General features: G+C 65.1%; 19 protein-coding genes and 1 pseudogene. 4 read left to right on the top strand and 16 right to left on the bottom strand.

Going from position 1 to position 25184, the window contains the following annotated elements; all coding sequences use genetic code 11:
* Positions 1–8 precede the first annotated feature (8 nt).
* Positions 9–314 carry a hypothetical protein gene (locus O1Q03_RS09680; protein ID WP_269503041.1) on the top strand — a complete coding sequence of 102 codons (306 nt, stop codon included), beginning with the start codon at positions 9–11 and terminating at the stop codon, positions 312–314.
* On the opposite strand, the gene O1Q03_RS09675 is transcribed toward O1Q03_RS09680, so the two are convergent.
* The 5 genes and pseudogenes from O1Q03_RS09675 to betC form a co-directional block, all read right to left on the bottom strand.
* Positions 294–1409, bottom strand: a complete 1116-nt coding sequence (locus O1Q03_RS09675; protein WP_269503040.1) for a LuxR C-terminal-related transcriptional regulator — start codon at positions 1407–1409, stop codon at positions 294–296. The two genes, O1Q03_RS09680 and O1Q03_RS09675, sit on opposite strands and share 21 nt — an antisense overlap.
* Before the next feature lie 320 nt (positions 1410–1729).
* Positions 1730–2043, bottom strand: a pseudogene (locus tag O1Q03_RS09670) (hypothetical protein).
* Between the two features lie 310 nt (positions 2044–2353).
* Positions 2354–3493 carry a porin gene (locus tag O1Q03_RS09665; RefSeq protein WP_269503039.1) on the bottom strand — a complete coding sequence of 380 codons (1140 nt, stop codon included), beginning with the start codon at positions 3491–3493 and terminating at the stop codon, positions 2354–2356.
* 257 nt (positions 3494–3750) lie between these two features.
* Entirely contained in the window at positions 3751–4719 is a 969-nt protein-coding gene (gene choX, locus O1Q03_RS09660; protein ID WP_269503038.1) for a choline ABC transporter substrate-binding protein, read from the bottom strand.
* Between the two features lie 45 nt (positions 4720–4764).
* Entirely contained in the window at positions 4765–6300 is a 1536-nt protein-coding gene (gene betC / locus O1Q03_RS09655) for a choline-sulfatase (protein WP_269503037.1), read from the bottom strand.
* A 204-nt stretch (positions 6301–6504) separates the two neighbouring features.
* On the opposite strand from betC, the gene O1Q03_RS09650 reads away from it, so the two are divergent.
* A complete protein-coding gene (locus tag O1Q03_RS09650) occupies positions 6505–7431 on the top strand; it encodes a choline sulfate utilization transcriptional regulator (RefSeq protein ID WP_269503036.1) in 927 nt (308 codons plus the stop codon).
* 204 nt (positions 7432–7635) lie between these two features.
* Entirely contained in the window at positions 7636–8523 is an 888-nt protein-coding gene (gene purU / locus O1Q03_RS09645; RefSeq protein WP_269503035.1) for a formyltetrahydrofolate deformylase, read from the top strand.
* A gap of 134 nt (positions 8524–8657) precedes the next feature.
* On the opposite strand, the gene O1Q03_RS09640 is transcribed toward purU, so the two are convergent.
* From O1Q03_RS09640 to O1Q03_RS09590, 11 genes are all read right to left on the bottom strand, one after another.
* Complete coding sequence (locus O1Q03_RS09640; RefSeq protein WP_269503034.1) at positions 8658–10313, bottom strand: APC family permease; 1656 nt, start codon at positions 10311–10313, stop codon at positions 8658–8660.
* 178 nt (positions 10314–10491) lie between these two features.
* The gene (locus O1Q03_RS09635) at positions 10492–11355 is read right to left on the bottom strand and encodes a glycine betaine ABC transporter substrate-binding protein (protein WP_269503033.1); all 864 of its coding nucleotides are present in this window, start codon (positions 11353–11355) and stop codon (positions 10492–10494) included.
* A 136-nt stretch (positions 11356–11491) separates the two neighbouring features.
* The gene (locus O1Q03_RS09630) at positions 11492–12640 is read right to left on the bottom strand and encodes a hybrid-cluster NAD(P)-dependent oxidoreductase (RefSeq protein WP_269503032.1); all 1149 of its coding nucleotides are present in this window, start codon (positions 12638–12640) and stop codon (positions 11492–11494) included.
* 29 nt (positions 12641–12669) lie between these two features.
* Positions 12670–13911, bottom strand: a complete 1242-nt coding sequence (locus O1Q03_RS09625) for an aromatic ring-hydroxylating oxygenase subunit alpha (protein WP_269503031.1) — start codon at positions 13909–13911, stop codon at positions 12670–12672.
* A gap of 52 nt (positions 13912–13963) precedes the next feature.
* On the bottom strand, positions 13964–14749 hold the full coding sequence (locus O1Q03_RS09620) for an electron transfer flavoprotein subunit beta/FixA family protein (protein ID WP_269503030.1): 786 nt from the start codon (positions 14747–14749) through the stop codon (positions 13964–13966).
* Positions 14746–15915 (bottom strand): electron transfer flavoprotein subunit alpha/FixB family protein, encoded by a 1170-nt coding sequence (locus O1Q03_RS09615; RefSeq protein WP_269503028.1) that lies wholly within the window; start codon positions 15913–15915, stop codon positions 14746–14748. Before O1Q03_RS09615 ends, O1Q03_RS09620 begins: the two co-directional genes overlap by 4 nt.
* A gap of 4 nt (positions 15916–15919) precedes the next feature.
* Positions 15920–17845: a (Fe-S)-binding protein gene (locus O1Q03_RS09610; protein ID WP_269503027.1), complete on the bottom strand. Its 1926-nt coding sequence runs from the start codon at positions 17843–17845 to the stop codon at positions 15920–15922.
* 2 nt (positions 17846–17847) lie between these two features.
* Positions 17848–19911 carry an NADH:flavin oxidoreductase gene (locus O1Q03_RS09605; RefSeq protein ID WP_269503026.1) on the bottom strand — a complete coding sequence of 688 codons (2064 nt, stop codon included), beginning with the start codon at positions 19909–19911 and terminating at the stop codon, positions 17848–17850.
* Between the two features lie 74 nt (positions 19912–19985).
* The gene (locus O1Q03_RS09600) at positions 19986–20519 is read right to left on the bottom strand and encodes a DUF5943 domain-containing protein (protein ID WP_269503025.1); all 534 of its coding nucleotides are present in this window, start codon (positions 20517–20519) and stop codon (positions 19986–19988) included.
* A gap of 136 nt (positions 20520–20655) precedes the next feature.
* Positions 20656–21627, bottom strand: a complete 972-nt coding sequence (locus tag O1Q03_RS09595; protein WP_034186088.1) for a dipeptidase — start codon at positions 21625–21627, stop codon at positions 20656–20658.
* 43 nt (positions 21628–21670) lie between these two features.
* Positions 21671–22945, bottom strand: a complete 1275-nt coding sequence (locus O1Q03_RS09590) for a serine hydroxymethyltransferase (protein ID WP_269503023.1) — start codon at positions 22943–22945, stop codon at positions 21671–21673.
* 444 nt (positions 22946–23389) lie between these two features.
* Between O1Q03_RS09590 and O1Q03_RS09585 the strand changes: the two genes are divergently transcribed.
* Positions 23390–24415: a GlxA family transcriptional regulator gene (locus O1Q03_RS09585; RefSeq protein WP_269503022.1), complete on the top strand. Its 1026-nt coding sequence runs from the start codon at positions 23390–23392 to the stop codon at positions 24413–24415.
* The last annotated feature ends 769 nt before the right edge of the window (positions 24416–25184 follow it).

The raw sequence follows: 25184 nt of genomic DNA, 5'->3' as shown, positions 1-25184 counted from the left end.
GTTTCGGCATGCGCAGCAAACAACCTGTGCAGCCGGGGAAAGTATGCGAGTGGAGCCAGAATGTCCGCATCATCAATATTGATAGTGAAACAACAGACCGTTTCACGGTATCGAACACACCTGCCATAGAGCGGCCGCCCACGCGAGCGAGCTTCAACGACCGATCCGTTTTTCCGACAAGCCCGGTATCGGCGATGCGTTCGGCAACGCGGTTGCTGCGAACAACCCTGTCTGCTTTGAAATACCATGCAGCAACAGGCTCGGTCATCGGAGCGCCGCTGTGCCCGCGCCAGTCAATTGACCTTGTGTTGTGAGAGTACCGATAACATCGTGCTCACGGCTTTGACCTGCGATCGAGCGTCGGTCTTTGCAAGAATGGCCCGCACCTGGTATCTGACCGTGTTGGGTGAGACCCCTTTGGTGTCCGCATAATCCTCCGGCGGCGTGCCTTCGATCAGCGCCTCCGCCACGGCCGCTTCCGCTGGCGTCAAACCAAAAGCCTGCTGCAACTGCTTGGCGGTGACAGGCGGCCCGTTTCCACGCATCCTTGCCGAAATCAGGACCGATGCGGAGCCGAAAGTGGTCAGCGATTGCCCCGGAATGGCGGCAATACTCATGAACAGGTCGTGACTGGCTCCGGTGGCGTTTCGCAGCGCCAGGCTTTCCCCGTGTCTGGATCGCGCAACCCGAAGGATCGCCGCGAGCAGTGCGTCATTCTCCGGAGCGTGTGGCGCTGCCAGTCGACCGTACCTGAGCCTGAGCGCAGTGCCGGCTTTCAGCATCGCCTCCCCAGCCTGATTGGAAAACACGAGGCGCCCATCCTTGTCGAGCGCGAAGACGGCAAGGCCCAGTTGCTCCATGAGTTCAGTCCCCAGCGCGGCGTCCCGGTGCAGTGCGTTGGCATCCTGCCAAAGATTGATCGTTCGGTGCAGGTGTGGGATCAGGCTGGCGGCAGTCTCCCGGTCTTCGTCCGAGTACGGAGTCCGCCCGGCGGCGCGCAGCAGGCCCAGGAGGGTGTCGCTGCTGCCTGGTCGGGTAAGGCGGGCTCCCAGAAGATAGCGCAGCCCTGCGGTCGGGATCTGGTAGTCCTGGTAGAACTCGCTTTGCGCTACGTCACGCTCGCTGATGTGATCCTGGCAGGCGACGAGCGTGCCGGCGGGCGCTCGCTCCACCAAGCTCCGTCTCGGGTCCAGCGCACCATAGTATTGCTCGTAGAGCGTGATGATCGGGTCCCAGTCGATCCCTGGTGAATACACCGAGAGCCCGGGGCGGTTGTTCTCCGAATCCCAACTGAACATATGGAACCACGTCGCGCCGATCGCCTCTGTAGTGCGCTGCAGGACTTCCAGGAAATCATCTTGCCGGATGGCGGCCTCGTAGAGGTCTCCAATCAGATGGTCTCTTAGCATGTCCGCTCCCCAACGGATTAGCGACCGGAGCCTGTCGGGCGGCTCTTGGGTCGAGGCTCGTAGATTTACTAGGTAAGGACGATAGCGAATCGTAATAACCCTGTAAAGCCACGTTGATCCGGAGGTGCGTAAACGCGAACACCGTGTCCGTAATGGATTTTTCGCCCGAGCCAATTAACGGGACGGTGTCAAGTAGGCAAACTGCGGACGCAGCCGCTCGCGCGGCCAGTTTTTAATTTCAGGACCCGGATGCAGTGGACTGGCCGCGTCCGTTTCTTCGTTTGCTGCTAAGACGGATCGCGCCACACACAGGTCAAGATCTACGAGATCGCAAGCGTCAAGAGACCTGAAATTGCATCCGTCACGATGTGCTCGACATAGGGGATGCGGTAGTGACTCGTGTGTGAGTACGCGTCGCCCAACGTTGTCAGGACGCCAACGATCAGCGCATTGCCGTATCGATGCGCGTAGAGTTTCGCCAAAGGCGTGAAAGTCAGCAGTACGGCGAGAGTCTAGCAAGCAGTCCTGTATGAAATGCAATAGTCCAGCGCGCGAGGCTCATGACATTTCCCCTGCTCCCCGGCATGCAGGTCATGCACGCACTGGTCGGCTGCCAGAAACGCTGGATAAACAGTCTGACGCGGTGCTTCTACTCGGTTGACATGATGCATTCCCATCGGTGACTGACCTGGGTGCCGGTTGTGAATGGCTGATAATGGCCGAATGCAGCCCGACGCGCGCTCTGCTGTAGTTGACTAGGGGCGGTGCTCGCTACAACCGTGAACGGCCCCTCGACCGGGAATTGTCGTGAGGACTTCCGACCGCCGGCATTCCTCCCCGCTGTCCCGCACAATTCCACAAACAACAAAAAAAAGCGCGAACCGCAGTTCGCGCCAAAGAGAGACCTCGCTGAAGACATCGAAATATCTACCGCACCACCCCGTTCAGAACGAATGCCGCATGCCGATCCGCACGTCGGCTTGCGTCTGCGTCGTCGACGGCGTGAAGCTATAACCGATGACCGCATCGACGCCCTGCGACGCGCGCAGGTAATCGCCCGAGATATACACGTCGGTGCGCTTCGACAGCAGGTAATGCAGGCCGGCCGTGCCCTGGTTCCAGTGGTGGCCTTCGAAGCGCGTGTGCTGATAGCCCGCGATGAAGCTCAGCGCCGGCGTGAACTGGTACAGGCCACCGCCTTCATACACCTGCATGTGCGACGACTGGCCGAAGCCCTTGATCGTCGTGTACGAGAAGTTCGCGTCGAGCGACAGCTTGCCGATCGTGTAGCTCGTGCCGATGCCGAACGTCCCCTGGCTGTCGACGTCCATCGCCGTGTTCGAGAACAGGTCGGTGCGCGCGCCGGTCGCCGGATCGACGGTGACGGTCTGCTGGCCGAGGAACGTATGCGTGCCGATCATCGCGTACGGGTCGAACGCATAGATGCCATTCGGGTTGTTCAGGCGCGTGTACGCGGCGCCGACCGAGAAGTCGCCCTGCGTGAAGCTCGCGCCCGCGCTCCATGCGCTGTTGCGGTGGAAGTTGCCGGCGACGTTGCCGAACGAGTACATCGCGCCGAACTTGAAGCCGCTCAGGTCGTTCGACAGGAATTTCACCGAGTTCGGGAGGCGGTCGCCGTTGAAGCGGTCGAAGTCGCCCTGGTGGATCGCATAGCCGCTGCCCCATGCGGAGATGTTGTAGATCGACACGAGCTCGTTGGTGATGTCGAGCTGGTTGCCGAACGACAGCGTGCCCCAGTTGTTCTGCAGACCGACGTAAGCCTGACGCCCGAACTCCGCACCGCCGAAGCCGAGCTGCCCGTTGCCGAGGTGGAAACCGCTCTCGAGCGCGAAGACGGCCTTCAGTCCGCCGCCGAGATCTTCCGTGCCCTTCAGGCCGAAGCGGTTCCCGTACGCGACGCCGTCGTCGAACTTGACCACGTGCGAACCGCCCGTATTGTTCACGTACGTGATGCCCGCGTCGAGAATCCCGTACAGCGTCACGCTGCTCTGCGCGTGGCCGATGGCGGGAATACAGGCCGCGCAAACCAGCGCGGCAGCTACGGCAACTTTCTTTTGCTTCATTCTCGCCCACCCTCCCTGAACCGTTCAATGGAAAGAACCGTGGCCTGGCGCGCGCCGCAATACGCCGGCTGATTCGAATGCAGTACGTCCGATGGCTTCGGCATTTCTGTTTTTGCAATAACGCAGCCATTGGCGAAAAATACAAACCCATATTTCGGGTCACCCGTCTGAAGGCGACACCAAATGGTCTCGATGCGACTGCTCGGGAAAACACGGAGACGGGCAGCCGGGCAAAAAAGCCGGCCGCCCGGACGAGCTCAGTGGCCGTCGAGCGCCGCGCGCACGGCCGGCAGCGCGGGTGTGCCGGACGCGGTGGTCACGCCGTCGAGCCAGCCCTCGACGAGCGTGGGGTCGGCCTTCAGCGCACGCTGCGCCGCGACGGAAGGCGACGACTTGTTCTCGAGCATGTCGGCGATCATCTTGTTCTCGACGTCGACGGAGAACGTCATCTGCCGGAACAGCCGCGCGAGGTTCGCGCACTGGCCGGCAAAGCCCGAACGCGTCACGGTGTTGACGGTCGCGCCGCCGTAGTTCGGCCCGAAGTACGCGTCGCCACCCGACAGGTAGGTCAGGTGGAACTTCGTGTTCATCAGATGCGGCTCCCACGCGAGAAACACGATCCAGCGCTTGTCGCGCACGGCGCGCTCGACCTGCGTGAGCATCCCCGTCTCGCTCGATTCGACCAGCGACCAGTTCGCCGAACCGAGCGCATGGTCGGCCAGCATCCGCTTGATGTTCTGGTTCGCGGGCGCGCCGGGCTCGATCCCGTAGATCTTGTCGCCGAAGCGGTCCGCGTAGCGCGCGAGATCGGCGAACGTGTGCACGCCGGCGGCCGCGACGTAGTCGGGCACCGCAAGCGTGAACTTCGCGCCGCTCAGGTTCGCGTGCAGCACGTCGATCGATTTCTCGTCGACGAACGGCTTCACGAGCGGCGCCTGCGCGGGCATCCAGTTGCCGAGGAACACGTCGACCTGCCCTTTCTTCAACCCCTGGTACGTGATCGGCACCGACAGGTTCGCGACGTCCTGCCGGTAGCCGAGCGCCTTCAGCACGACGCCGGCCATCGCGTTGGTCGCGTCGATGTCGGTCCAGCCGGGCGCCGCCATCTTCACGTCGCGGCATGTCTGCGGGTCGGCGGCGTGCGCCGGCTGTGTCGCCATCACGCAGGCCGCTGCGGCGAATACCGCGCCGATGCTTCGGATTGCTGCATTGCACTGTCGTTTCATGATTCGCTTCCTCCGTCGTTCGTCAATGTCCGCGATGCGGTACGTTCAGCGCCCGACGCGCGGAAAGCGCGCCATCGCTTCGAGCGTGTCGAGTTCGATGTGATTGCGCATGTAGCGCTGGGTCGCATCGGTGAACGGCTGCCAGTCCCACGCCTGGATGCGGCCCTGCGTCGTCGCGGCGTAATGGAAACGGCGCCGCCGCTGGCTGGCGCGCACCTGCGCATCGAGCTCGCGCAGGTTCCAGCGCTGCGCGGCCTCGGAACGGAATGCGGCGAGCAGGTCGGCGGCTTCGGGCGTCCCGGCCAGGTTGGTGCGCTCGCGCGGATCGTGAGCGAGGTTGTAGAGCTGGTCGGGATCGGCCGGGCAATGCACGTACTTCCAGTCGCCGCGGCGGATCATCACGACGGGTGCGACCGCCCCTTCCGCGAGGTATTCGCCGAGCGCGACGTCGTGCGCGGGCTTGCCATGCAGATGCGGCACGAGGCTCGCGCCGTCCACTGCATCGGGCCAGCCGCCGGCCGGTGCGGCGCCGGCCAGATCGACGAGCGTCGGCAGCAGGTCGACGTGCGACACGGGCCCGCGCACGCGCGCCGCGTCGAAGCGGTTCGGCGCGTGGACGATCAGCGGCACGCGGCAGCCGCCTTCGAAGAACGTCATCTTGTACCAGAGCCCGCGCTCGCCGAGCATGTCGCCGTGGTCCGACGTGACGATCACGATCGTGTCGTCGGCGAACCCGCATTGCTCGAGCGCGCCCAGCACGCTGCCGAACTGCGCATCGACGTAGGACGTCGCGCCGTAGTACGCATGGCGCGCGGCACGGATCTGCGCGTCGGTCGGCGGGGTGCGGTCGTTTTCGCAGACGAAGCGCAGCCGCTGCGAATGCGGGTCGCTTTCGGCGGCATCGAGCCGCACGGCCGGCATGTCGATTTCGTCGTCGCTGTACAGATCCCAGTATTCGCGCGTGATCGCATATGGATCGTGCGGATGCGTCAGCGACACGACCATGCAGAACGGCCGCTCGTCGTGCCCGGCCGCCCGCTCGCGCGCGACGTCATACAGCTTCTGCTTGGCCGCGAACGTGACTTCGTCGTCGAAGTCGAGCTGGTTCGTGCGCACGCACGGGCCGGCGTCGAGCACCGAGCTCATGTTGTGATACCAGCTCGGCCGCTCGGTGGGCCGATCCCAGTCCGGCACCCAGCCGAAGTCGGCCGGATAGATGTCGGTCGTGAGCCGCTCCTCGAAGCCGTGCAGCTGGTCGGGGCCGCAGAAGTGCATCTTGCCGGACAGCATCGTCCGGTAGCCGCCCGCGCGCAGGTAGTGCGCGAACGTCAGCGTTTGCGCCGGCAATTCGGCGGCGTTATCGTAGGCGCCGATACCCGACGGCAGCTTGCCGGTCAAAAGCGAGAAGCGCGACGGCGCGCATAGCGGGCTCGCGCAATATGCGGCGTCGAACACCACGCCTTGCGCGGCCAGCCGGTCGAGCGTCGGCGTGCGCGCGACGCGGTTGCCGTAGGCCGGCAACGCGAACGGCGTGAGCTGGTCGGCCATCAGGATCAGGATGTTGGGAGTCGGGTTCGTCATCGGCGGTCGTGGAGAAATCGGTGTTCGAACGGAATGTCGCGCAGCATGAGCAGCGATGCAGTCGACATGACGGACACGGCCTGCAGAAAGTGCCGCGCGCGCCTGCCGCGACTGGCAGAATCGCGGAAGGCCTGGCGCAGCGCTGGCGCGCCGTCCGAAGCACTATCGCCCGCCCGAATTCGCGCGGGAAGATATCCTCCCCTTATGGGGCCATTAGAGAGACTTATGTCGAGATCCGAAGCGTTACCGTCGATGCAGGCGCTGCGCGCGTTCGAATCGGCCGCCCGTCTCGCGAGCTTCACGGCCGCCGCGCGCGAGCTGGGCTCGACGCAGCCGGCCGTGAGCCAGCAGGTGTTCCAGCTGGAGGCGGAGCTCGGCGTGCCTCTGTTCGAGCGCAGCCCGCGCGGCGTCACGCTGACGACCGACGGCCAGTGCCTGTACGAAGCGGTGCGGCAGAGCCTCGACACGCTGCGCGGCGCGACCGCGACGCTGCGCGCGCGCCGCGAGCACGGCGCGCTCACGATCGTCACGGATTTCGGGTTCGCCACCTACTGGCTGATGCCGCGCCTGGCCGGCCTGAAGCACGTGATGCCGGACGTCGACGTGCGGGTCGTCACGTCGCAGGATTACGACGCGCAGCGCGACCATGCCGACATCGCGATCCTGTTCGGCGACGGCCACTGGCCGTCGTGCACGGCCGCGCGGCTCTTTCCGGAATCGGTCACGCCCGTCTGCTCGCCGGCGTTTCGCGCCGCGCATCCGCATGTCGCGCGGCCCGACCACCTGCATGCGCTGCCGCTGCTGCACGTGCAGCCGACGCGCCCCGAGCGCTGGCTGTCGTGGGCCGGCTGGTTCGACGCGCACGGCGTCGATACGCTGGCCGCCGCGCGCGGCGTGACGTTCAACAGCTATGCGCTGGTGATCCATGCGGCGCTGCTCGGCGAGGGCGTCGCGCTCGGCTGGTCGCCGCTCGTCGACGAGCTCGTCGCGTCCGGGCAACTGGTGAAGCTCGTCGACGCGCCGGTCGTGACGTCGCGCGGCTACTTCCTGGTGCGGCCGCCGCAGCGGCCCGAGCCGGACGCCACCCACGTGTTCCGCCGCTGGCTCCTCGACGCGTGCGCGCCGGCGTGACGGGCCGCCCGGCGGCGTGAACACCGCCGCATCACCCGCGGCGCGCCGTGCGCCCCTGCTGGCGTACCGATACCAGCCACACGGCGCGTTGGTTCTATCCGCGCAAAAATCGTCCTGATTTACTTGAGTCTCCCGCTACCCGCGTCGCGCGGCGCCCCGCTGCGCCCCGCGCGGGCTCGCGCCCCATGACACCCGAGGATTCTCATGACCGCCGACTCACGCCCCGATCAATTCGTCCTGACGCTGTCGTGCCCGAGCGCGGCCGGCCAGGTCGCCGCCGTCGTCGGCTTTCTCGAACGCCATCGCTGCTACGTCGATGCGCTGAACGTGTTCGACGACGATCTCAGCAATCACTTCTTCGTGCGCTGCGTGTTTCATCCGACGGATGAGACGCTGCAGATCGACGCGCTGCGCCAGGAGTTCGGGCCGATCGCGGCCACGCTCGGCGGCGACGCCGAAGGCGCTGCGCAATGGGCGATCCACGACGTGAACGCGCGCCCGAAGGTGCTGATCATGGTGTCGAAGCTCGAGCACTGCCTCGCGGATCTGCTGTTCCGCTGGCGGATGGGCGAGCTGAAGATGGACATCGTCGGCATCGTGTCGAACCATCCGGACTTCGAACCACTGGCGACGCAGCACGGGCTGCCGTTCCGGCACTTCCCGATCACGGCCGACACCAAGGCGCAGCAGGAAGCGCAGTGGCTCGACTTCTTCGAGTCGAGCGGCGCCGAACTCGTGATCCTCGCGCGCTACATGCAGGTGCTGTCGCAGGAAACGAGCGCGAAGCTCGCGAACCGCGCGATCAATATCCATCACTCGTTCCTGCCGGGCTTCAAGGGCGCGAAGCCGTATCACCAGGCGCATGCGCGCGGCGTGAAGCTGATCGGCGCGACCGCGCACTTCGTGACCGACGATCTCGACGAAGGCCCGATCATCGAGCAGGTGGTCGAGCGGGTCGATCACGCGCTGCGGCCGGAGCAACTGCTCGCGGTCGGGCGTGACGTCGAATCGATCACGCTCGCACGGGCGGTGAAGGCGTTCATCGAGCGGCGGGTGTTCCTGAACGGCGATCGGACGGTGGTGTTTCCGTAAGCGCGTCGGTTCGGCCAGCCGCCCACAAAAAAACCGACCGGCAATCAGCCGGTCGGTTTTTTTTCATGCAGTTCGTCGCGTCGCGCGACGGCCCGGGTGCGGTGTCCGGGTTCGCCGCGCGAAGCGTCACGCGCTTACTTCACCCACGCGAAGTAATACGACAACCAGATCGTGAGCGCCGCGCCAACCAGCGCCGCATACGGCATCAAACTCAGCCACATCGCGCGCTTCGGCACTTCGAGTTCCATGTCGCGCTGCATCTGCGCGGGGAAACGGCCGCGATCCTGCCAGTAGTGGCGGAACAGGAACACCGGCACGATCAGCAGCATCGCGATCAGCCCGTTGCGCAGCGTGCCTTCGCCCTGCAGGTTCGCACCCGCGCCGACGTAGACGAGGTTCGCATAGCCGCAGATCGAGCCGGCGACGAGCAGCCACGTCGGGCAGCGGAACGGCCGATCCCAGTTGCCGCGATCCATCCGGTGGATCCAGCCGGACTGAAGGTTCAGGAATACGAACAACATGTAGCAGACGTTCGAGATCGACAGCACCGTCATGTAGTCCGACATCATCAGCAACACGAGGTTGAAGCCGAGGTCGGTCCACATCGCGCGCGTGGGCGAGCCGTGCTCGTTCACGTGCGACAGGTACTTCGGCAGCCAGCCGTCGACCGATGCCTGGTACAGCGTGCGCGACGAGCCCATCATCGACGTCATCACGATCAGCAGGATCGACAGCATCAGCATCACGACGACCGCATTCGCGACCCACGCGCCGCCGCCGACGATCTTCGCCATCGCGGCCGCGACGCCGGTGCCGTCGCCGATCGCCGGATCGAGCATCGCCTGCGTGCCGAGCGCGCCCTGGAACGCCATCGGCACGAGCGTCATCACGACGAGACACAGCGCGCCCGACCAGAAGATCGCCTTCGCGGTGTCGCGGCGCGGATCGCGGAATTCGCGCGTGTAGCAGACGGCCGTCTCGAAACCGTACGACGCCCAGCCGGCCATGAACATCGCGCCGAGCGCCATCGTGACGCCCTGCCCGTTCCACGAGCCGAACGTCGCGGTCGTGAGATTGCCGTGCGCGTCGTGACCGAGCGGCAGCAGCGGAAGCAGGTTCGACATCGGCACGTCGCCGGTGATGAACGGCACGATGCCGACGATCAGCAACGGCGTGAGCGACGCAATGCCGAGAATGCGCTGCGTGCGTGCAGCCTTCGACGCACCGCTGTGCTGAAGCTTGAACGTGATGAGAAGCAGAATCGTCGCGATGATGAATGTCGCGTTGATTCGCAGAGACAGACCCGGCTTGATGAAACCGAGATCCGCGATCTTGAACTGCCAGTGCAGCACCGCCGCATTGGCGGGAAAGAGACTCGTGAGCGCATAGCTCGCCGCGAGGCCGCAACCGAGCGCAAGCATCGGCGACCACGCGAGCCAGTTGCACCACACGGAAACCGGGGCAATCAGCTTGCTGTAACGCACCCAGCCAATTGCGCCATACACCGACGCGCCGCCCGATTTATGGGGAAATAGCCCCGATATTTCCGCATAAGTCGCGCTCTGGATCAGCCCCATCGTGATCGCGGCGATCCAGATCGCCCACGCGGGTTGGCCGACCGTCGCGCATACGCCGCCGATCGTGAACAGCACGCCAGCCGGCACGCCGCTCGTCACCCAGAATGCATCCTTCCAAGTCAGGCCACGATGCAGCGTATGGCCCGTCGAATCATGTGAGATGGTTGTTCCAACATCACTGGTGCGATTCGCACGCAGTCCTGCCTGACTCATCCAATTCCTCCTGAGATGACTCCGCACAAGTGGCGTAGTGTAACAACTTACGCGCTTTTTTGCAGAATCAGTAAAAGAAAGCCGGGATATGGCCGCATTACATCCTGATTATTTCGGATTCCTGCGTGTCACTCCCGGCGTATTTTTATGATGTTTCGTGCGACGTATGTCGCGATGCTTATTGAGCGCCTTCAGTCCACGAATTCACGCGGTCCGCATGCGCTGCAATCCATGCATCGGCGGCGGCTTCCGGCTTCGAGCCGTTCTGGATCGCCAGCATCACGCTGTCGATTTCACCCGGCTTCCACTGGAATTTCTTCAGGAATGCGACGACCGGCTTCGCCTTGGTTTCGAGGCCCGGATTCACGACGCTGTCGACATGCTCGGCGCCGCCGTACACCTTCTTCGGATCCTCGAGGAAGCGCAGCTTCCACTTCGCGAACATCCAGTGCGGCGCCCAGCCCGTCACGATCACCGGCTTGCTCGCGCCGACCGAGCGCGACAGTTCGGCCGTCATCGCACCGCCCGAGCTCGGCATCAGCGTGTAGTTCAGGCCGTAGTTCTTGATCGCTTCGTCGGTCTTGCGCATCACGCCCGCGCCCGCATCGATGCCGACGATGCGGCCACCGAAGTCGCTCTTCTCCGCGTTCAGATCGTCGATGCTCTTCGCCTTCACGTAGTCGGGAACGATCAGGCCGATCTTCGCGTCAGGAAAGTTCGCGCCAAGATCGACGACCTTCGACTTGTATTCGCCCCAGTACGAGCCGTGCGTGACCGGCAGCCATGCGGACAGCGTCGCATCGAGGTCGCCGCGTGCCACGCCCTGCCACATGATGCCGGCCGCGACCGGCACGAGCTTCACCTCGTAGCCGAGCTTCTTCTCGATCACGCGCGCGGCGACGTTCGACGTGGCGACGCTGTCGTCCCAGCCTTCGACGTAGCCGATCTTCAACGTCGGTTTCGTGTCGGCGAGTGCCGATGCGCTCAACGCCACCATTGCCGACAGTGCGCCGGTATACAACAGTTTTCCGAACAGTTTCATGGTCGATCTCCTTGATATGCGCTCACCGCGCGGTGTCTCTCTAGGTTCTTCAACCACAATTCGGCGATCCGGTCGGTTTACGACGGATGCTTGTCCGGAGGCGACGCCTCCGGGCCGACCGATGGCGCGTCTTTTTTTACTTGTCGACGACGAGATCGGACAGCGGCTTGCTGCAGCACAGCAGCACCATCCCCTGATCGATCTCGCGCTGGCGGATACCGCCGTTGTGCTTCATCTCCACCTGCCCCGACACGAGCTTCACCTTGCAGGTGCCGCACATGCCCTGCGTGCACGAAGCGGGAAGCCGCACGCCCGACTGGCGTGCCGCGTCGAGCACGTGCTGCTCCGAGCCGCACGAGATCTCGCGATTGCTCTTCGCGAAGCTGACCGTGTATTGCTTGGTCGCAGCGTCGACGCCATCGGCCGCCGGCACGAGTTCGGCGAGCACTTCGTCGCTCGCGGTCTGCGCGAGCGTTTCGAACGAGAAGCTCTCCTCGTGATACTGCTTGCGGTCGAAACCGGCTTCGTCGAGCAGGTCGCGCACGGCCTTCATGTACGGCGCGGGGCCGCACGTGAAAATCTCGCGCTCCATGAAGTCCGGTGCGATCAGCTTGAGCAGCGGCAGCGTCAGGAAGCCCGTGACGCCCGGCCAGTTGGTGCGCGCACCGACGCGCTCGACGACGAATGACGTGCGGAAGTTCGTATGGTTCGATGCGATCAGGTCGAGCTCGCGCGCGAAGATGATGTCGTCCGGCGTGCGCGCGCTGTGCACGAACAGGATGTCGCGATCTTCCGCGAGATCATGGTGCGCGCGGCTCATCGACATCAGCGGCGTGACGCCCGAGCCTGCCGACAGGAACAGGTACTTGCGCGCCGGATGCCGCGCACACGTGAATTCGCCGGCCGGGCCGAGCACGCGAACCGACGCGCCCGGCTGCAGGTTGTCGTGCAGCCAGTTCGACACCTTGCCGCCCGGCACGCGCTTGACCGTGATCGAGATCGTGTGCGGCCGCGCCGGCGACGACGAGATCGTGTAGCACCGGTTGATCGTCTCGCCGTCGATGTCGAGCTCGAGCGTGATGAATTGCCCGGGCTCGAACGAGAACGTACGACCTTGCGGCGAACGGAAGAAGAAACTCTTCACGTCGTGGGTTTCCTGCCGCACGTGGCAGCACACCAGCGTTTCCTCGACGTCGCTCGTCCAGCGCTCGGGAAGGGCACTCCAGAAAGCCGGGTGCGTCACCCGGCTTTCTGCCGGCTCGAAATTGGCCGCATCTCGCATCATGTCTTGCTCCGCTTGTCCGCTGCTGAGTACTACGCGCCGGTTTTTTCGGCGAGCCGGCCGATATACCAGGCCGAGAATTTTTCGACGAGACCTTCCGTGAACGGCGAATACGGGCCCGGCTCGTAGGCGCTGCTGGTCGCGCCGCGCTGCGAGAATTCGACGAGCGCGCGATCCTGGTCGTTGGTTGCGTTCCACACGGCCGTGAGGTTCTTCACGTCGTAGTCGATGCCTTCCTTCGCGTCCTTGTGCACGAGCCACTTGGTACGCACGAGCGTCTTGCCGGCCGACAGCGGAATCACCGAGAACGTCACGATGTGATCGCTCATGAAGTGGTGCCACGAGTTCGGCTGCGTCCAGAACGACAGGCCACCGAGGTCGGCCTGGTCGAACTTGCCGAGCAGCTTCTTCGACGCGACCTTCGCATCGAGCGTCTGCGATTCGCCGTGACGGTCGAGCGGCAGGCGCTGCGTGCGGAAACCCGTCACGTCGTCCAGCTTTTCGATTTCGGCGGACGGCAGGCCCATCTCGGCCCACTCCTTGCCGCGACGCACGCAGGTTTCCGCGAATGCGTCCATGCCCTCGGCGTTCGCGTCGGAACGCTGGTAGCCGAAGCCGTATTCGTACAGCGAGATCGTCAGCTCCGGATGGTTCGCGACGCAGTGATAGCACTCGCGGTTGTTCTCCATCGTGAGCTTCCAGTTGCCTTCCTCGATGATGTCGATCTGTGCGGCGATCTTCGTATTCGGCAGATCGTGCGGCAGCAGGTACGGCTCCATCTCGGCGCGCAATTGCGCGAAGTCGGCGGGCGGCTCGTCGGCGAGGCACACGAAGATCAGGCCCGCCAGGTTCTGCACGTGCACCGACTTCAGGCTGTGCTTGCAGCGGTCGAACTTCTCGCCCATGTGCTCGGCGAACATCAGCTGACCCGTCAGGTTGTAGGTCCAGCTGTGGTACGGGCACACGATGTTGCCGACCGAGCCTTTGTCCTCGTTGCACAAGCGCGCGCCGCGGTGACGGCATACGTTGTGGAACCCGCGGATTTCCATGTCGTCGTCGCGCACGATCAGGATCGAGTCGCTGCCCAGTTCCACGGTCACGTAGTCGCCCGGCTCGGGAATGTCCGGTTCGACCGCTACCTGGATCCAGTGCTGCCGGAAAATCGCCTCCATGTCGAGGGCGAAGATCTCCTCGCTCGTGTAGAACGGCGCCTCGAGGCTGTAGCCTTCCTTGCGGCGTTCGATCAGTGCGCGAATGTCTGCCGATACTTTCATCGTTTGCTCCGGATTCCTTGCGTCCCAGTGTTGTTGCCGACAGGCATCAAAATCAGTAGTCGATGAGTTGATGCTCGCGCAAATACGCGAGGATCACTTGTGCTTTTTCGACTGAACTCCCTTCATTTACGACGTTGCCGCCGCGGCTTTCGGTCGTCGTCGCGGACAGCATCCGCGCATGCCCGGAGCGCTTCTCGGCAGCCACGAGCTTTACGGGTTTACGCTCGATCGGACCGACCCGCCATGCCGCGGCGTCGGCATCCGCGCCGGTCGCCGTGAGCGCCGGGCGGATCGCGCCGGCCCGCAGCCGCGCGTACGCATAGCGCGGCTGCGCGTTGGCGAGCGGATGCACCGCGACGACGGCCGGCAGCGCCGCGTCGACGCGCCGCCGCAGCCCTTTCGGCAGGAATTGCCGCACGGTCGCGCGGCCGCCTTCGACCGTCACGTCGACGGCCGAGCCGACGAGCGGATAGCCGAGCGCCGCGGCGACGCGATACGGCAGCATCCCGGTGTCGTACGCGCCCTCGGCGCGGGTGCCGGTCAGTACCAGGTCATAGCCTTCGACGCGCGCGGCGAGCGCATGCGCGACATCGTCGCTGTCGCGGCAGGCCAGCACTTCGACCTGCCGTGCGCCGAGTGCGAGGTATTCAGCGAGCGCTTCATTCGCGGGGTCGCCCGCATGGATCACGTCGAGCTTCGCTTGATGCTTCTCCGCGAGCTGGCGGCCCACTTCGAGCGCGGCCGCGTCGTTGCGGCTGTAGCGCGCGGTGCCGCTGACGGGGTGCCGGCCCACGGACACGAGCACCGCGATGCGTTGCAACTGGCGGGGGGCGTTCATGCTGCGACTCCTTCCGTTTCACGGCTGCCGACCGCGGCCGGCGATTGTCCGCGCGACGCGCGCGCGGCCTGCACCTGTTCGATCAGCGCGGCGATGGTTGCCTGCGCGTCGCCCACTACCGTCAGGTTCGCGCGCTTCGCGATCGGCGCGCTGCCATCGAGGTTCACGGCGATCACGTGGCGGCAGTCCTTGATCCCCTGCAGATGCTGCACCGCGCCGGAGATGCCGAACGCGATGTACACGCTCGCCTCGACCGTCTTGCCGGTCGCGCCCACCTGCTTGTCGCGCGTGAAATGACCGTTGTCGACGGCGACGCGGCTCGCGCCGATCGCCGCGCCGAACGCACCGGCCAGCCGCTCGAACGCCCCGATGTCGGACACGCCGTTGCCGGCCGACACGATGAAGTCGGCTTCCTCGAGCGCGACCTGCGCCGCATCGATTTCCTCGAGGCCGAGATCGCGGTACGTCTGCGCCGCGTCGCCGGCCGGGCGGATGAAGTCGGCGGCCAGGCGCTCGCCCGCGCCGACGAACGGCAGTTTCGCTTCGACCGCGTTCTGCGCGAGCAGGATCACGTCGGGCAGCCCGCGCGTCGCGAACGCCCGCCCGGCTTGCGCATACGCGCCGACATGCTTCGCGTCGATCTCGACCACATGGGTCGCGACGCTCGCGCCGGCCGCTGCCGCATAACGCCGGCCGAGGTCGCCGTCGCCGGTCGCGTTGTCGGGCACGAACACGTGCTTCGGCGCGAGCGCCGCCGCGCATGCCAGCAACGCTTGCAATTCGCTTTCAGGCGCGAACGCGCGACGGTCGAAGTCGGCCAGCTCGATCAGCTTGTCGACGCCGAGTTCCGCGGCGTCGTCCTTCAGTTCGCCGAACGCCAGCAGCGCGACTTCCGTCTGCGCGTCGGCCAGCACCGCGGCGGCGGCGATCGCCTGCCGCGTGTGATCGTCGAGCGCGCCGCGCTCGGTGTGCGCCACCACCAGCATCACGTGCTTCGGGTCCTGCACCGCGCGGCGCGGCTTCGCCGCCGCCGCGCCGTGACCGTGCGCGGACCACTGCGCGGCGTTCGCATCGGCGCTGCCTTCCTCGCCGAGCGTGATGCGCTTCAGGCCCTCGGCCGTGATGATGAACGGCCGGCGCGGATCGATTCGTTTGATCGTGTTCATCGATTCACTCCAGCGAAGCGGCAACGAGTTCGGCCACGTCGAGCACGTCGGGGCGCGGGCCCACGACGCCTTCGAGCATCGCCGTGCAGTTCGGGCAACCGACCGCGACCACGTCCGCGCCGATCTCGCGCGCGTCGGCGATACGGATGTCGGGAATCCGCTGCTTGCCCGGGATGTCGGTCAGCGGCGCACCGCCGCCACCGCCGCAGCAGCGGCCGCGCATGCCGTTGCGCTCCATCTCGACGACCTGGATGCCGATCGTCTTCAGCAGCTTGCGCGGCGATTCCGTTTCGCCGTTGTAGCGGCCGAGGTAGCACGGGTCGTGATACGTGGTGCGCTTCTCGCGCAGCGCTTCGACGGCCTTCGGCGCGATCTTGCCGCTGTCGGCCAGCTCCGCCATGTACGTCGTGTGATGCTTGACCGTCACGCGCAGCCCGAGCGCGCGGTATTCGTTGCGCAGGCTGTGCATCACGTGCGGGTCGGCCGTCACGATCTGCTTGTACGACAGCGTGCCGAGCGTGCCGATCAGGCGCTTCGCCATCTGCTGGAACGTCGCTTCGTCGCCGAGGCGGCGGGCCACGTCGCCGGTATCGGTCTCGGTCGAGCCGAGCACCGCGTAGTCGACGCCGGCCTTGTTCAGCACCTTGACGAACGCACGCAGCGTGCGCTGGTAGCGCATGTCGAACGCGCCTTCGCCCGCGACGAACAGCACGTCGACCGGCTTGCCGGGTTGCGCGACGGGCGCGTTCAGGTCGACCGACCAGTCGTAGCGTGCGGCCGTGTCGTAGCCGCCCATCGTGCCGGTCTCGCGCAGGTTCGCGAGCACTTCCTGGCCCTTGCCCGGCACCGTGCCGTGCACCAGCGTGCGGTTGCGGCGCATGTCGACGATCGCGTCGACGTGCTCGATCAGCATCGGGCACTCCTGCACGCACGCGCGGCAGGTCGTGCACGACCACAACGTCTGCTCCTCGATCAGGCCGGACACGATCGGGCCGTTCGGCTCGCCGCGATGCTGGCCGACCGCGAGGCCCGGCGTCGGGCTGCCGGCGTACGCGGCATCGGTGCCGCCCGCCATCCCGACGACGAGATCCTGGATCAGTTTCTTCGGGTTCAGCGGCTGGCCCGACGCGAACGCGGGGCACGCGGCTTCGCACTTGCCGCACTGCACGCATGCGTCGAAGCTCAGCAGCTGGTTCCAGCGGAATTCGACGGGCTTCGCGACGCCGTACTCCTCGTGCGCGATGTCCGGCAGCTTCAGCGCGGTCGGCGGCGTGGCCGTGCCGTTACCGGTGAACGCGTCGCGGGTGGCCGCGAAGCGCTCCTGGCGCGGGTGGAACGCGAGGTGCAGCAGGCCGGCGATCGCATGCTTCATCGGGCCGCCCTTCGCGGCACCGACGGTCATCGTGAATGCGCCGGCGCCGATCAGCAGCGCGCAGAGCACCGCGAACCCGCCCGACATCGCACGCGTCGGCACCACCATGAACAGCACGAGGCCGAGCGCGAACGAACCGAGCAGCCACGGCAGCGCATTCCACGGGCCGCGCGACAGGCGTGCGGGCACGTCCTTCGCCGCGCGGCGGCGCCACACGAACACCACGCCGACGAGCATCGCGAGCGCCGCGAGGAAGATCAGCTTGTCGAGCCACGGCGAGTAGATCGCGAGGCCGTAGTTGACGAACACCAGCGCAAGCGCGGCGATCGCGCCGCCCGCCGTCGCGACGTGGGTCTTCGCGATGTACGGATCGCGAGCCACGACGTGGTGCAGGTCGACGAAGTAGCGTTTCGGAATCGCGAACAGGTTCGCGACGCCGAACGAGCCGGGCGCGGTGGCGCGCCCGAGACGCCAGTAGGACGAGCGCTTCGCGACCGCGAACGCGAGCCCCGCCACCGACAGCCACAGCAGTGCGGTAATGAGGAAAGCCGGATTCATGTTTAGAAATCCTTCACGAGACGCAGCGAGTCGTAGATCGCACCGTGGACGTTGTGCATCGAGATGCAGTCGCCGACACGGAACAGCAGGTAGCGGCCGTTGCCGAGTTCTTCCGACAGGCACGGCTGCGGCTCCGCCGCGAACAGCGTGTGCGGATCGATCTGGCCGCGGTTCACCGATTCAGGCTTGAGCTTCCAGTACAGCTCGTCGTTCGGCGACGAACCGTTCTCGATCACGACCTGGTCGACCGCACGTTCTTCCAGCTCCTCGGTGTATTCGTTGCGCAGCACGGCGATCTTCTTGCCGTCCTCTTCGTACACGCGATCGAGCATATAGTTCGGCGTCGGGATCACGCCGAGCGCGTACAGGCGGCGGTAGAAGATCGGGAACGTCGTGCCGCCGCAATCGTCGGCCACCTTCACGTCGGGCGTCACCACCTCGACCTTCGAGCCGCGGCTCGCCATGAAGTCGGCCACGCCCGCGCCCGCATGCGTGCTCACGCCGTCGAACAGCAGCACGTTCTGCTTCGGCTCGACCTTGCCGGTCAGGATGTCCCACGAGCTGACGGCCAACCCTTCGGCCACGCCCCATGCCGGCACCTGCCACGTGAAGCTCGACCCGCCGGTGGCGAGCACGACGATGTCCGGCTTCTCGGCCATGATCATCTTCTCGTCGGCGGCCACGCCGAGGCGGCGATCGACGCCCAGGCGCTTGGTTTCCATGTCGAACCAGCGGATGATCCCCGACATCTGTTCGCGCTGCGGCGCCTTCGCGGCGATCATCACCTGGCCGCCCACTTCCGCATTCTTCTCGAACAGCACGACGTCGTGGCCGCGCAGCTTCGCGACGCGTGCGGCCTCGAGCCCTGCCGGGCCCGCGCCGACCACCACGACCTTGCGCTTCGGACCGCGCGACTTCTCGATGATGTGCGGCATCGTCGCTTCGCGCGACGTCGCCGCGTTCTGGATGCACAGCACGTCGAGGCCGTTGTACTGGCGGTCGATGCAGTAGTTCGCGCCGACGCACTGCTTGATTTCGTCTTCGCGGCCGTCGCGGATCTTGATCACCATGTGCGGATCGGCGATCTGCGCGCGCGTCATGCCGACCAGGTCGATCATGCCGTTCGCGAGCAGGCGCTCGGCCTGGCCCGCGTCGCGAATGCTCTGCGCGTGCATGACCGGAATCTTCACCACCGACTTGATGCCGGCCGCGAGGTGCACAAACGGCTCCGGCGGCAGTGCCATCGGCGGCATGCAGTTGGCGATCGTGTTGTGCGTGTCGCCGCCCGAGCCGACCACGCTCAGGTAGTCGATCAGGCCCGTTTCCGACATCGCCTGCGCGATTTCCTTCAGCGCTTCGTGGTCGAGGCCGTCTTCATGGAATTCGTCGCCGCACATGCGCAGGCCGACGCAGAAGTCCTTGCCCACCGCCTCGCGCACGGCCGTCAGCACCTCGATGCCGAAGCGCAGACGGTTCTCGAGGCTGCCGCCCCATTCGTCGGTGCGGTGGTTCGAACGCTTGCTCCAGAACTGATCGATCAGGTGCTGGTGCGCGGCGGAGATTTCGATGCCGTCCATACCGGCCGCCTTCACGCGCTTCGCAGCCGCCGCGAAGTCGCCGATGATGCGGCGGATTTCCTCGATCTCGATGATCTTCGCGTTACCGCGGTGCACCGGCTCGCGCACGCCCGACGGCGACATCAGGTGCGGCCAGTGCTCGCCGTGGAACGACGAGCGGCGGCCCATGTGCGTCGCCTGGATCATGATCTTCGCGCCGTGCTTGTGCATCGCATCGGCCAGGCGCGTGAGCGGATCGATGATCTTGTCGTTCGACAGGTTCACCGACTTCCACCAGCCCTGCGGGCTGTCGATCGACACGGGGCTCGAGCCGCCGCAGATCGCCAGGCCGACGCCACCCTTCGCCTTCTCTTCGTAGTACCGGATATAGCGGTCGCCCGGCAGGCCGCCCGGCTCGGCATACACCTCGGCGTGCGCGGTGCTGACGATCCGGTTGCGCAGCGTCAACTGGTTCAGCTGCATGGGTTTGAACAGGTGGGGATAACGCATCGCAGGCGACCTCTGGCGTTCGAATATCTCGTGTTGCGGGTGTTGTTGTATTGCAGTGTCGTGACGTCAGTGCATCAGTGCGCGATCGGCGACACTTCGAAGACGCAGTGATCGTGGTGCTCGGCCGCGCACTGCACTTCCTTCGACTGCGAGCGCGGCGCGCCCTTGCCTTCCGGCGTCGTGTCGTTGACCCAGTCCATCGCGCCGGCGAACCAGCCCGCGAACATGTAGCAGAGCTTGCCTTCCTTGCCCGGCTGCTGGAGCACGAACGACGAGTGGCGCAGTTCGATCCGTGCGTGCGCGCTGGCCGGATCGGCTTCGATGATCGAGAACAGGCCCCAGCCGCGTTGCGACAGGCGCTTCAGGTAGTGCTCGAACACGGCCATGCCGGTCAGGCCGTGCTGCTTTGCTTCCTTGTCGCACCAGTGGTACGCGGACTTGTAGCCGGCCTTGTAGAGGATCTCCGCATACGCTTCGGCGCCGAGCGCTTCCTCGACCGCGACGTGGTTGTTCGTGAAGAAGTGACGCGGCACGTACAGCATCGGCAGCGCGTCGGTGGTCCAGACGCCGGTATCGGGATCGACGTTGATCGGCAGTTGCGGTTGCATCGTTGTGACTCCGTGAGGAAAGTGGCCGCGCGGCTCATGCGCAGGCGCGACATCGTCCGCGTGCCCGCGCGGCAAGCGCTGGCACGTCCCGATTTTTCTAGTGTTGAATGCTGTGGCGGTTCGGCTCGGCGCGCGCTTATGCGCCCCACACGTCCTTGAACACGCGCACCCAGTTCTCGCCCATGATCTTGCGGATGCGCGACTCCTTCCAGCCGTGGCGTTCCATCGCCGCGGTCAGGTTCGGGAATTCGCCGATCGTGCGGATGCCGTCCGGGTTGATCACCTTGCCGAAGTTCGTCAGCTGGCGATAGCGGCCCTTGTCATGCGTGAGCATGTCGAAGAATTCCTTCGCGAAATCCTGCGTGAAGTCCGTGCCGATGCCGACCGCGTCTTCGCCGATCAGGTTCACGACGTAGTCGATCGCCTCGATGTAGTCGTCGATGTTCGCTTCGATGCCGCGCTTCAGGAACGGCGCGAACATCGTCACGCCGACGAAGCCGCCGGCGTCGGCGATTTCCTTCAGCTGCGCGTCGCTCTTGTTGCGCGGATGCTCCTTCAGGCCCGACGGCAGGCAGTGCGAGTAGCACACCGGCTTCTTCGAGAACGCGATCGCTTCGGACGACGTGTTGCCGCCCACGTGCGACAGGTCGACCATGATGCCGACGCGGTTCATCTCGGTGATTACTTCGCGGCCGAAGTCCGACAGGCCGCCGTCGCGCTCGTAGCAGCCCGTGCCGACCAGGTTCTGCGTGTTGTAGCAAAGCTGCACGACGCGCACGCCCATGTCGGCGAACGCCTCGATGTAGCCGAGGTTGTCCTCGAACGCATGCGCGTTCTGGAAGCCGAGGATGATCCCGGTCTTGCCTTCCTTCTTCGCGCGGAAGATGTCGTCCGTCGTGCGCACCAGCGTCAGCAGTTCGCCGTTGTCGCGGATCTTCTTCTTCATCACGCCGATGTTGTCGACGGTCTTGGTGAAGTTCTCCCACACCGACACCGTGCAGTTCGCGGCGGTGATGCCGCCCTTGCGCATGTCTTCGAACACCGGCTTCTCGAACTTCGAAATGTTCAGTCCGTCGATGATGATGCTGTCCTGATGCAGCGTGCTCATATCTGCCTCTCGCTCCAGTCTCTGCTTTTGTGGGGGTCGTCGATCAGTAAATCGGGAAGCGCTCGCAAAGCGCGAAAATCTCGCGGCGCACGCGTTGTTCGGTCGCAGGGTCGCCTTCCGGGTTCGCGCGCAGCGCGTCGAACACTTCGAGAATCAGGCGGCCGATTTCGCGGAACTCCGCGACGCCGAAGCCGCGCGTCGTGCCGGCCGGCGTGCCGAGGCGAATGCCCGACGTGACCGTCGGCTTCTCGGTGTCGAACGGGATGCCGTTCTTGTTGCAGGTGATGCCCGCACGCTCCAGCGCCTGTTCGACCGGCGCGCCCTTCAGGCCCTTCGGGCGCAGGTCGACCAGCAGCAGGTGGTTGTCGGTGCCGCCGGTGACGAGATCCACGCCGCCCGCCTTCAGCACTTCGCCGAGCGCCTGTGCGTTCGCGAGCACGTTGTCGATGTAGGCCTTGAAGTCCGCATGCAGCACTTCGCCGAACGCGACGGCCTTGCCGGCGATCACGTGCATCAGCGGGCCGCCCTGCAGGCCGGGGAACACCGCCGAGTTGATCTTCTTCGCGATCTCTTCGTCGTTGGTCAGCACGAAGCCGCCGCGCGGGCCGCGCAGCGTCTTGTGCGTGGTAGATGTGACGACGTGCGCGTGCTCGACCGGGTTCGCATGGCGGCCCGCGGCGATCACGCCCGCGATGTGCGCCATGTCGACCATCAGCTTCGCGCCGACGCTGTCGGCGATCGCACGGAAGCGCGCGAAGTCCAGTGCGCGCGGGTACGCCGAGAAGCCGGCGATGATCAGGTTCGGCTTGTGCTCGTGGGCCAGCGCTTCGACCTGGTCGTAGTCGATGCGCAGCGTGTCGCGGTTCACGCCGTACTGGACCGCGTTGAACCACTTGCCCGACAGCGCCGGCTTCGCGCCGTGCGTCAGGTGGCCGCCGGCGTCCAGCGACATGCCGAGCACCGTGTCGCCCGGCTTGGCCAGCGCGAGCATTACCGAGCCGTTCGCCTGCGCGCCCGAGTGCGGCTGCACGTTCGCGTAGCCGGCGTTGAAGATCTGCTTCACGCGCTCGATCGCCAGCGCCTCGACTTCGTCCGCGAATTCGCAGCCGCCGTAGTAACGCTTGCCCGGATAGCCTTCCGCATACTTGTTGGTCAGCACCGAACCCTGGGCTTCCAGCACCGCGCGCGACACGATGTTTTCCGACGCGATCAGCTCGACTTGCGACTGCTGGCGCTCGAGCTCCTTCAGGATGGCGCTGCGCACCGGCGCATCGCGCTCGGCAAGGGGCTGCGAGAAGAAAGGCTGGGGGTTCGACATAGTGCGTCCGTGACAAGAATGAAGGGCGGAAAACCGAAGCTCGAGGCCCGCCGTACCTGGGTTTCCACCGAGTCCAGAGCAAGGCTGCCGACGGCTCTATTCTTGTCGTTCGGATTTTCGACGGATTGATGAATTTAGACGCGTTCTTTGCCTTTTCCGCCATGCACGTCCGTTTTGTACAAGTGACCGCTCGTGCTTTTTCGGATGACCAACCGAACCGGCCCTCGCGGTTCACCTATGGACAGGCACTTCGTCGGTGCTGCGGCGCGCGCCCGGGGTGCAGCGCGGCCCATTTACGGTGCAGTGCAACATCGACCTGATGCCCATACAACGTATGGAGCTAGGGTTTAGCCGTATGGCACGCTTGTTGCGCTCGCTCACACAATACGGCAGCCCGATCCGTGCGTCGGGCCGAAAGCTATTAGAGATTCAAGGAACGCCCCCATGTCGCCCGACCGCACAGCGTCGCTGTCCCACTTCGCGTTCATGCCTTTACCGAATTTCACGATGATCGCGTTCACCAATGCGATCGAGGTGCTTCGGATGGCGAACTACCTGAGCGGACAGCCGCTCTACCGCTGGTCCGTGATCAGCCCGGACGGCGGCCCGGTGACGGCGAGCAACGGTCTTACGGTCGACACGGGGCCGGCCGACTGCGTCGGGCAACCGGATATCGTCTTCGTCTGCGGCGGTGTCGACGTGCAGCGCGCGACGACACCTGCCCACCTGTCGACCCTGCGCCGTTTTGCGCGCCAGGGCATGCCGCTCGGCAGCCTGTGCACGGGCACCTATGCGCTGGCGAAGTCGGGGCTGCTCGCGGGCTATGCGTGCGCGATCCACTGGGAAAACATGTCGGCGCTGAAGGAAGAGTTTCCGGACACGCGCTTCCTGAAGGAACTGTTCGTGGTCGATCGCGACCGCATCACGTGCACGGGCGGCGTCGCGCCGCTCGACATGATGCTGAACCTGATCGCCGCGCGCGTGGGCACCGCGCGCGTCACGCAGATCGCCGAGCAGTTCATCGTCGAACACGTGCGCGACACGAGCGCGCAACAACGGATGCCGCTCGTCGCGCGTCTGGGCTCGGCGAACAAGTCGTTGTTCGAAGTGATCTCGCTGATGGAGAACAACATCGAGGAGCCGCTGTCGCGCGAAGAGCTCGCGCGGCTGGCGAACATGTCGCAGCGTCAGTTGCAGCGACTGTTCCGCGAGCATCTCGGGATGACGCCCACGCACTATTACCTGACGCTGCGGCTGCGCCGCGCGCGCGAGTTGCTGCTGCAGACCGACATGTCGATCATGCATATCACGATGGCGTGCGGGTTCCAGTCGGCGTGCCACTTCAGCAAGAGCTACCGCGATGCGTTCGGCGTTGCGCCGACGCGCGAACGCCGCAAGCAGGTCGCCCCGCTCGCGCCGAGTGCGGCGGGCGCGGGGGCGGGGTTTCCTGCGCGGGTGATTCATGCGTGACGGGTGGGTGGTGCGGCGCGGTTAAAAATCACGCGGCCTTGAACCTGCTGCACGCGTGGTCGCATGCGCCATGCAGAAGCGTTAGCGTCCGGCTCGTGCTCTCGAGCCACTTCATCTGACGACAGTGCCGCTGTGGCGGCCAATCACCGTTTGCCCGTGCGCTTCCGTCACGTTCGCCGGAGATCTGGGGCGTTGCGGCGAACAGTGCTGCCTGTCCGCATCCTGCAATTACCTATAGCGGAAATTCCGCGTCCATCATGCGATGTCGTCCGCTGTCGCCCGGCGCGGCGATATGCGCAACCATGTGACCTTGCATTTGCATGCGTACGTTGGGTCGTCGCGCCTCATGCGCAAAGTGCAGCGCGATCCGAGATCAAGTGATCCCCCCTCTCCGCGACATTGCTGATCGTCAGGCATCTCGTCTTTCGTCGGAATCCAAACTAAAAATCATACTCGTCCGATAGACACGCCGATCCTTTCCGGCGACCGTTCATAGCTCGTCCACACATGAGGTTTTCCGAGCCTATGACAGAAAAAGAGCGAGCCGATTGTCCGTATTTTTCTTCACTCGTCATCAGCGCATACATCTCGACCTTTGACAAGATAATTAAATGACGCGCAGAATTTCACTCAAATCCGGTTTTATGGTTTGCCTTTTCGGGCTGATAGCAATTCTTCCCGGCGCGGCGACTGCATGTACGATAGGCGAAGAAGTACAGGTACAATTTCCATTCAACACGACCGAGTTTTCAAACTCAGACAGAATAGC

It is taken from the genome of Burkholderia sp. IMCC1007 (genome assembly GCF_027257875.1).
Classification (GTDB): Bacteria; Pseudomonadota; Gammaproteobacteria; order Burkholderiales; family Burkholderiaceae; genus Burkholderia.
The sequence above is the reverse complement of the archived record's forward strand: the minus strand, read 5'-3'. Positions and strand labels throughout refer to the sequence as shown.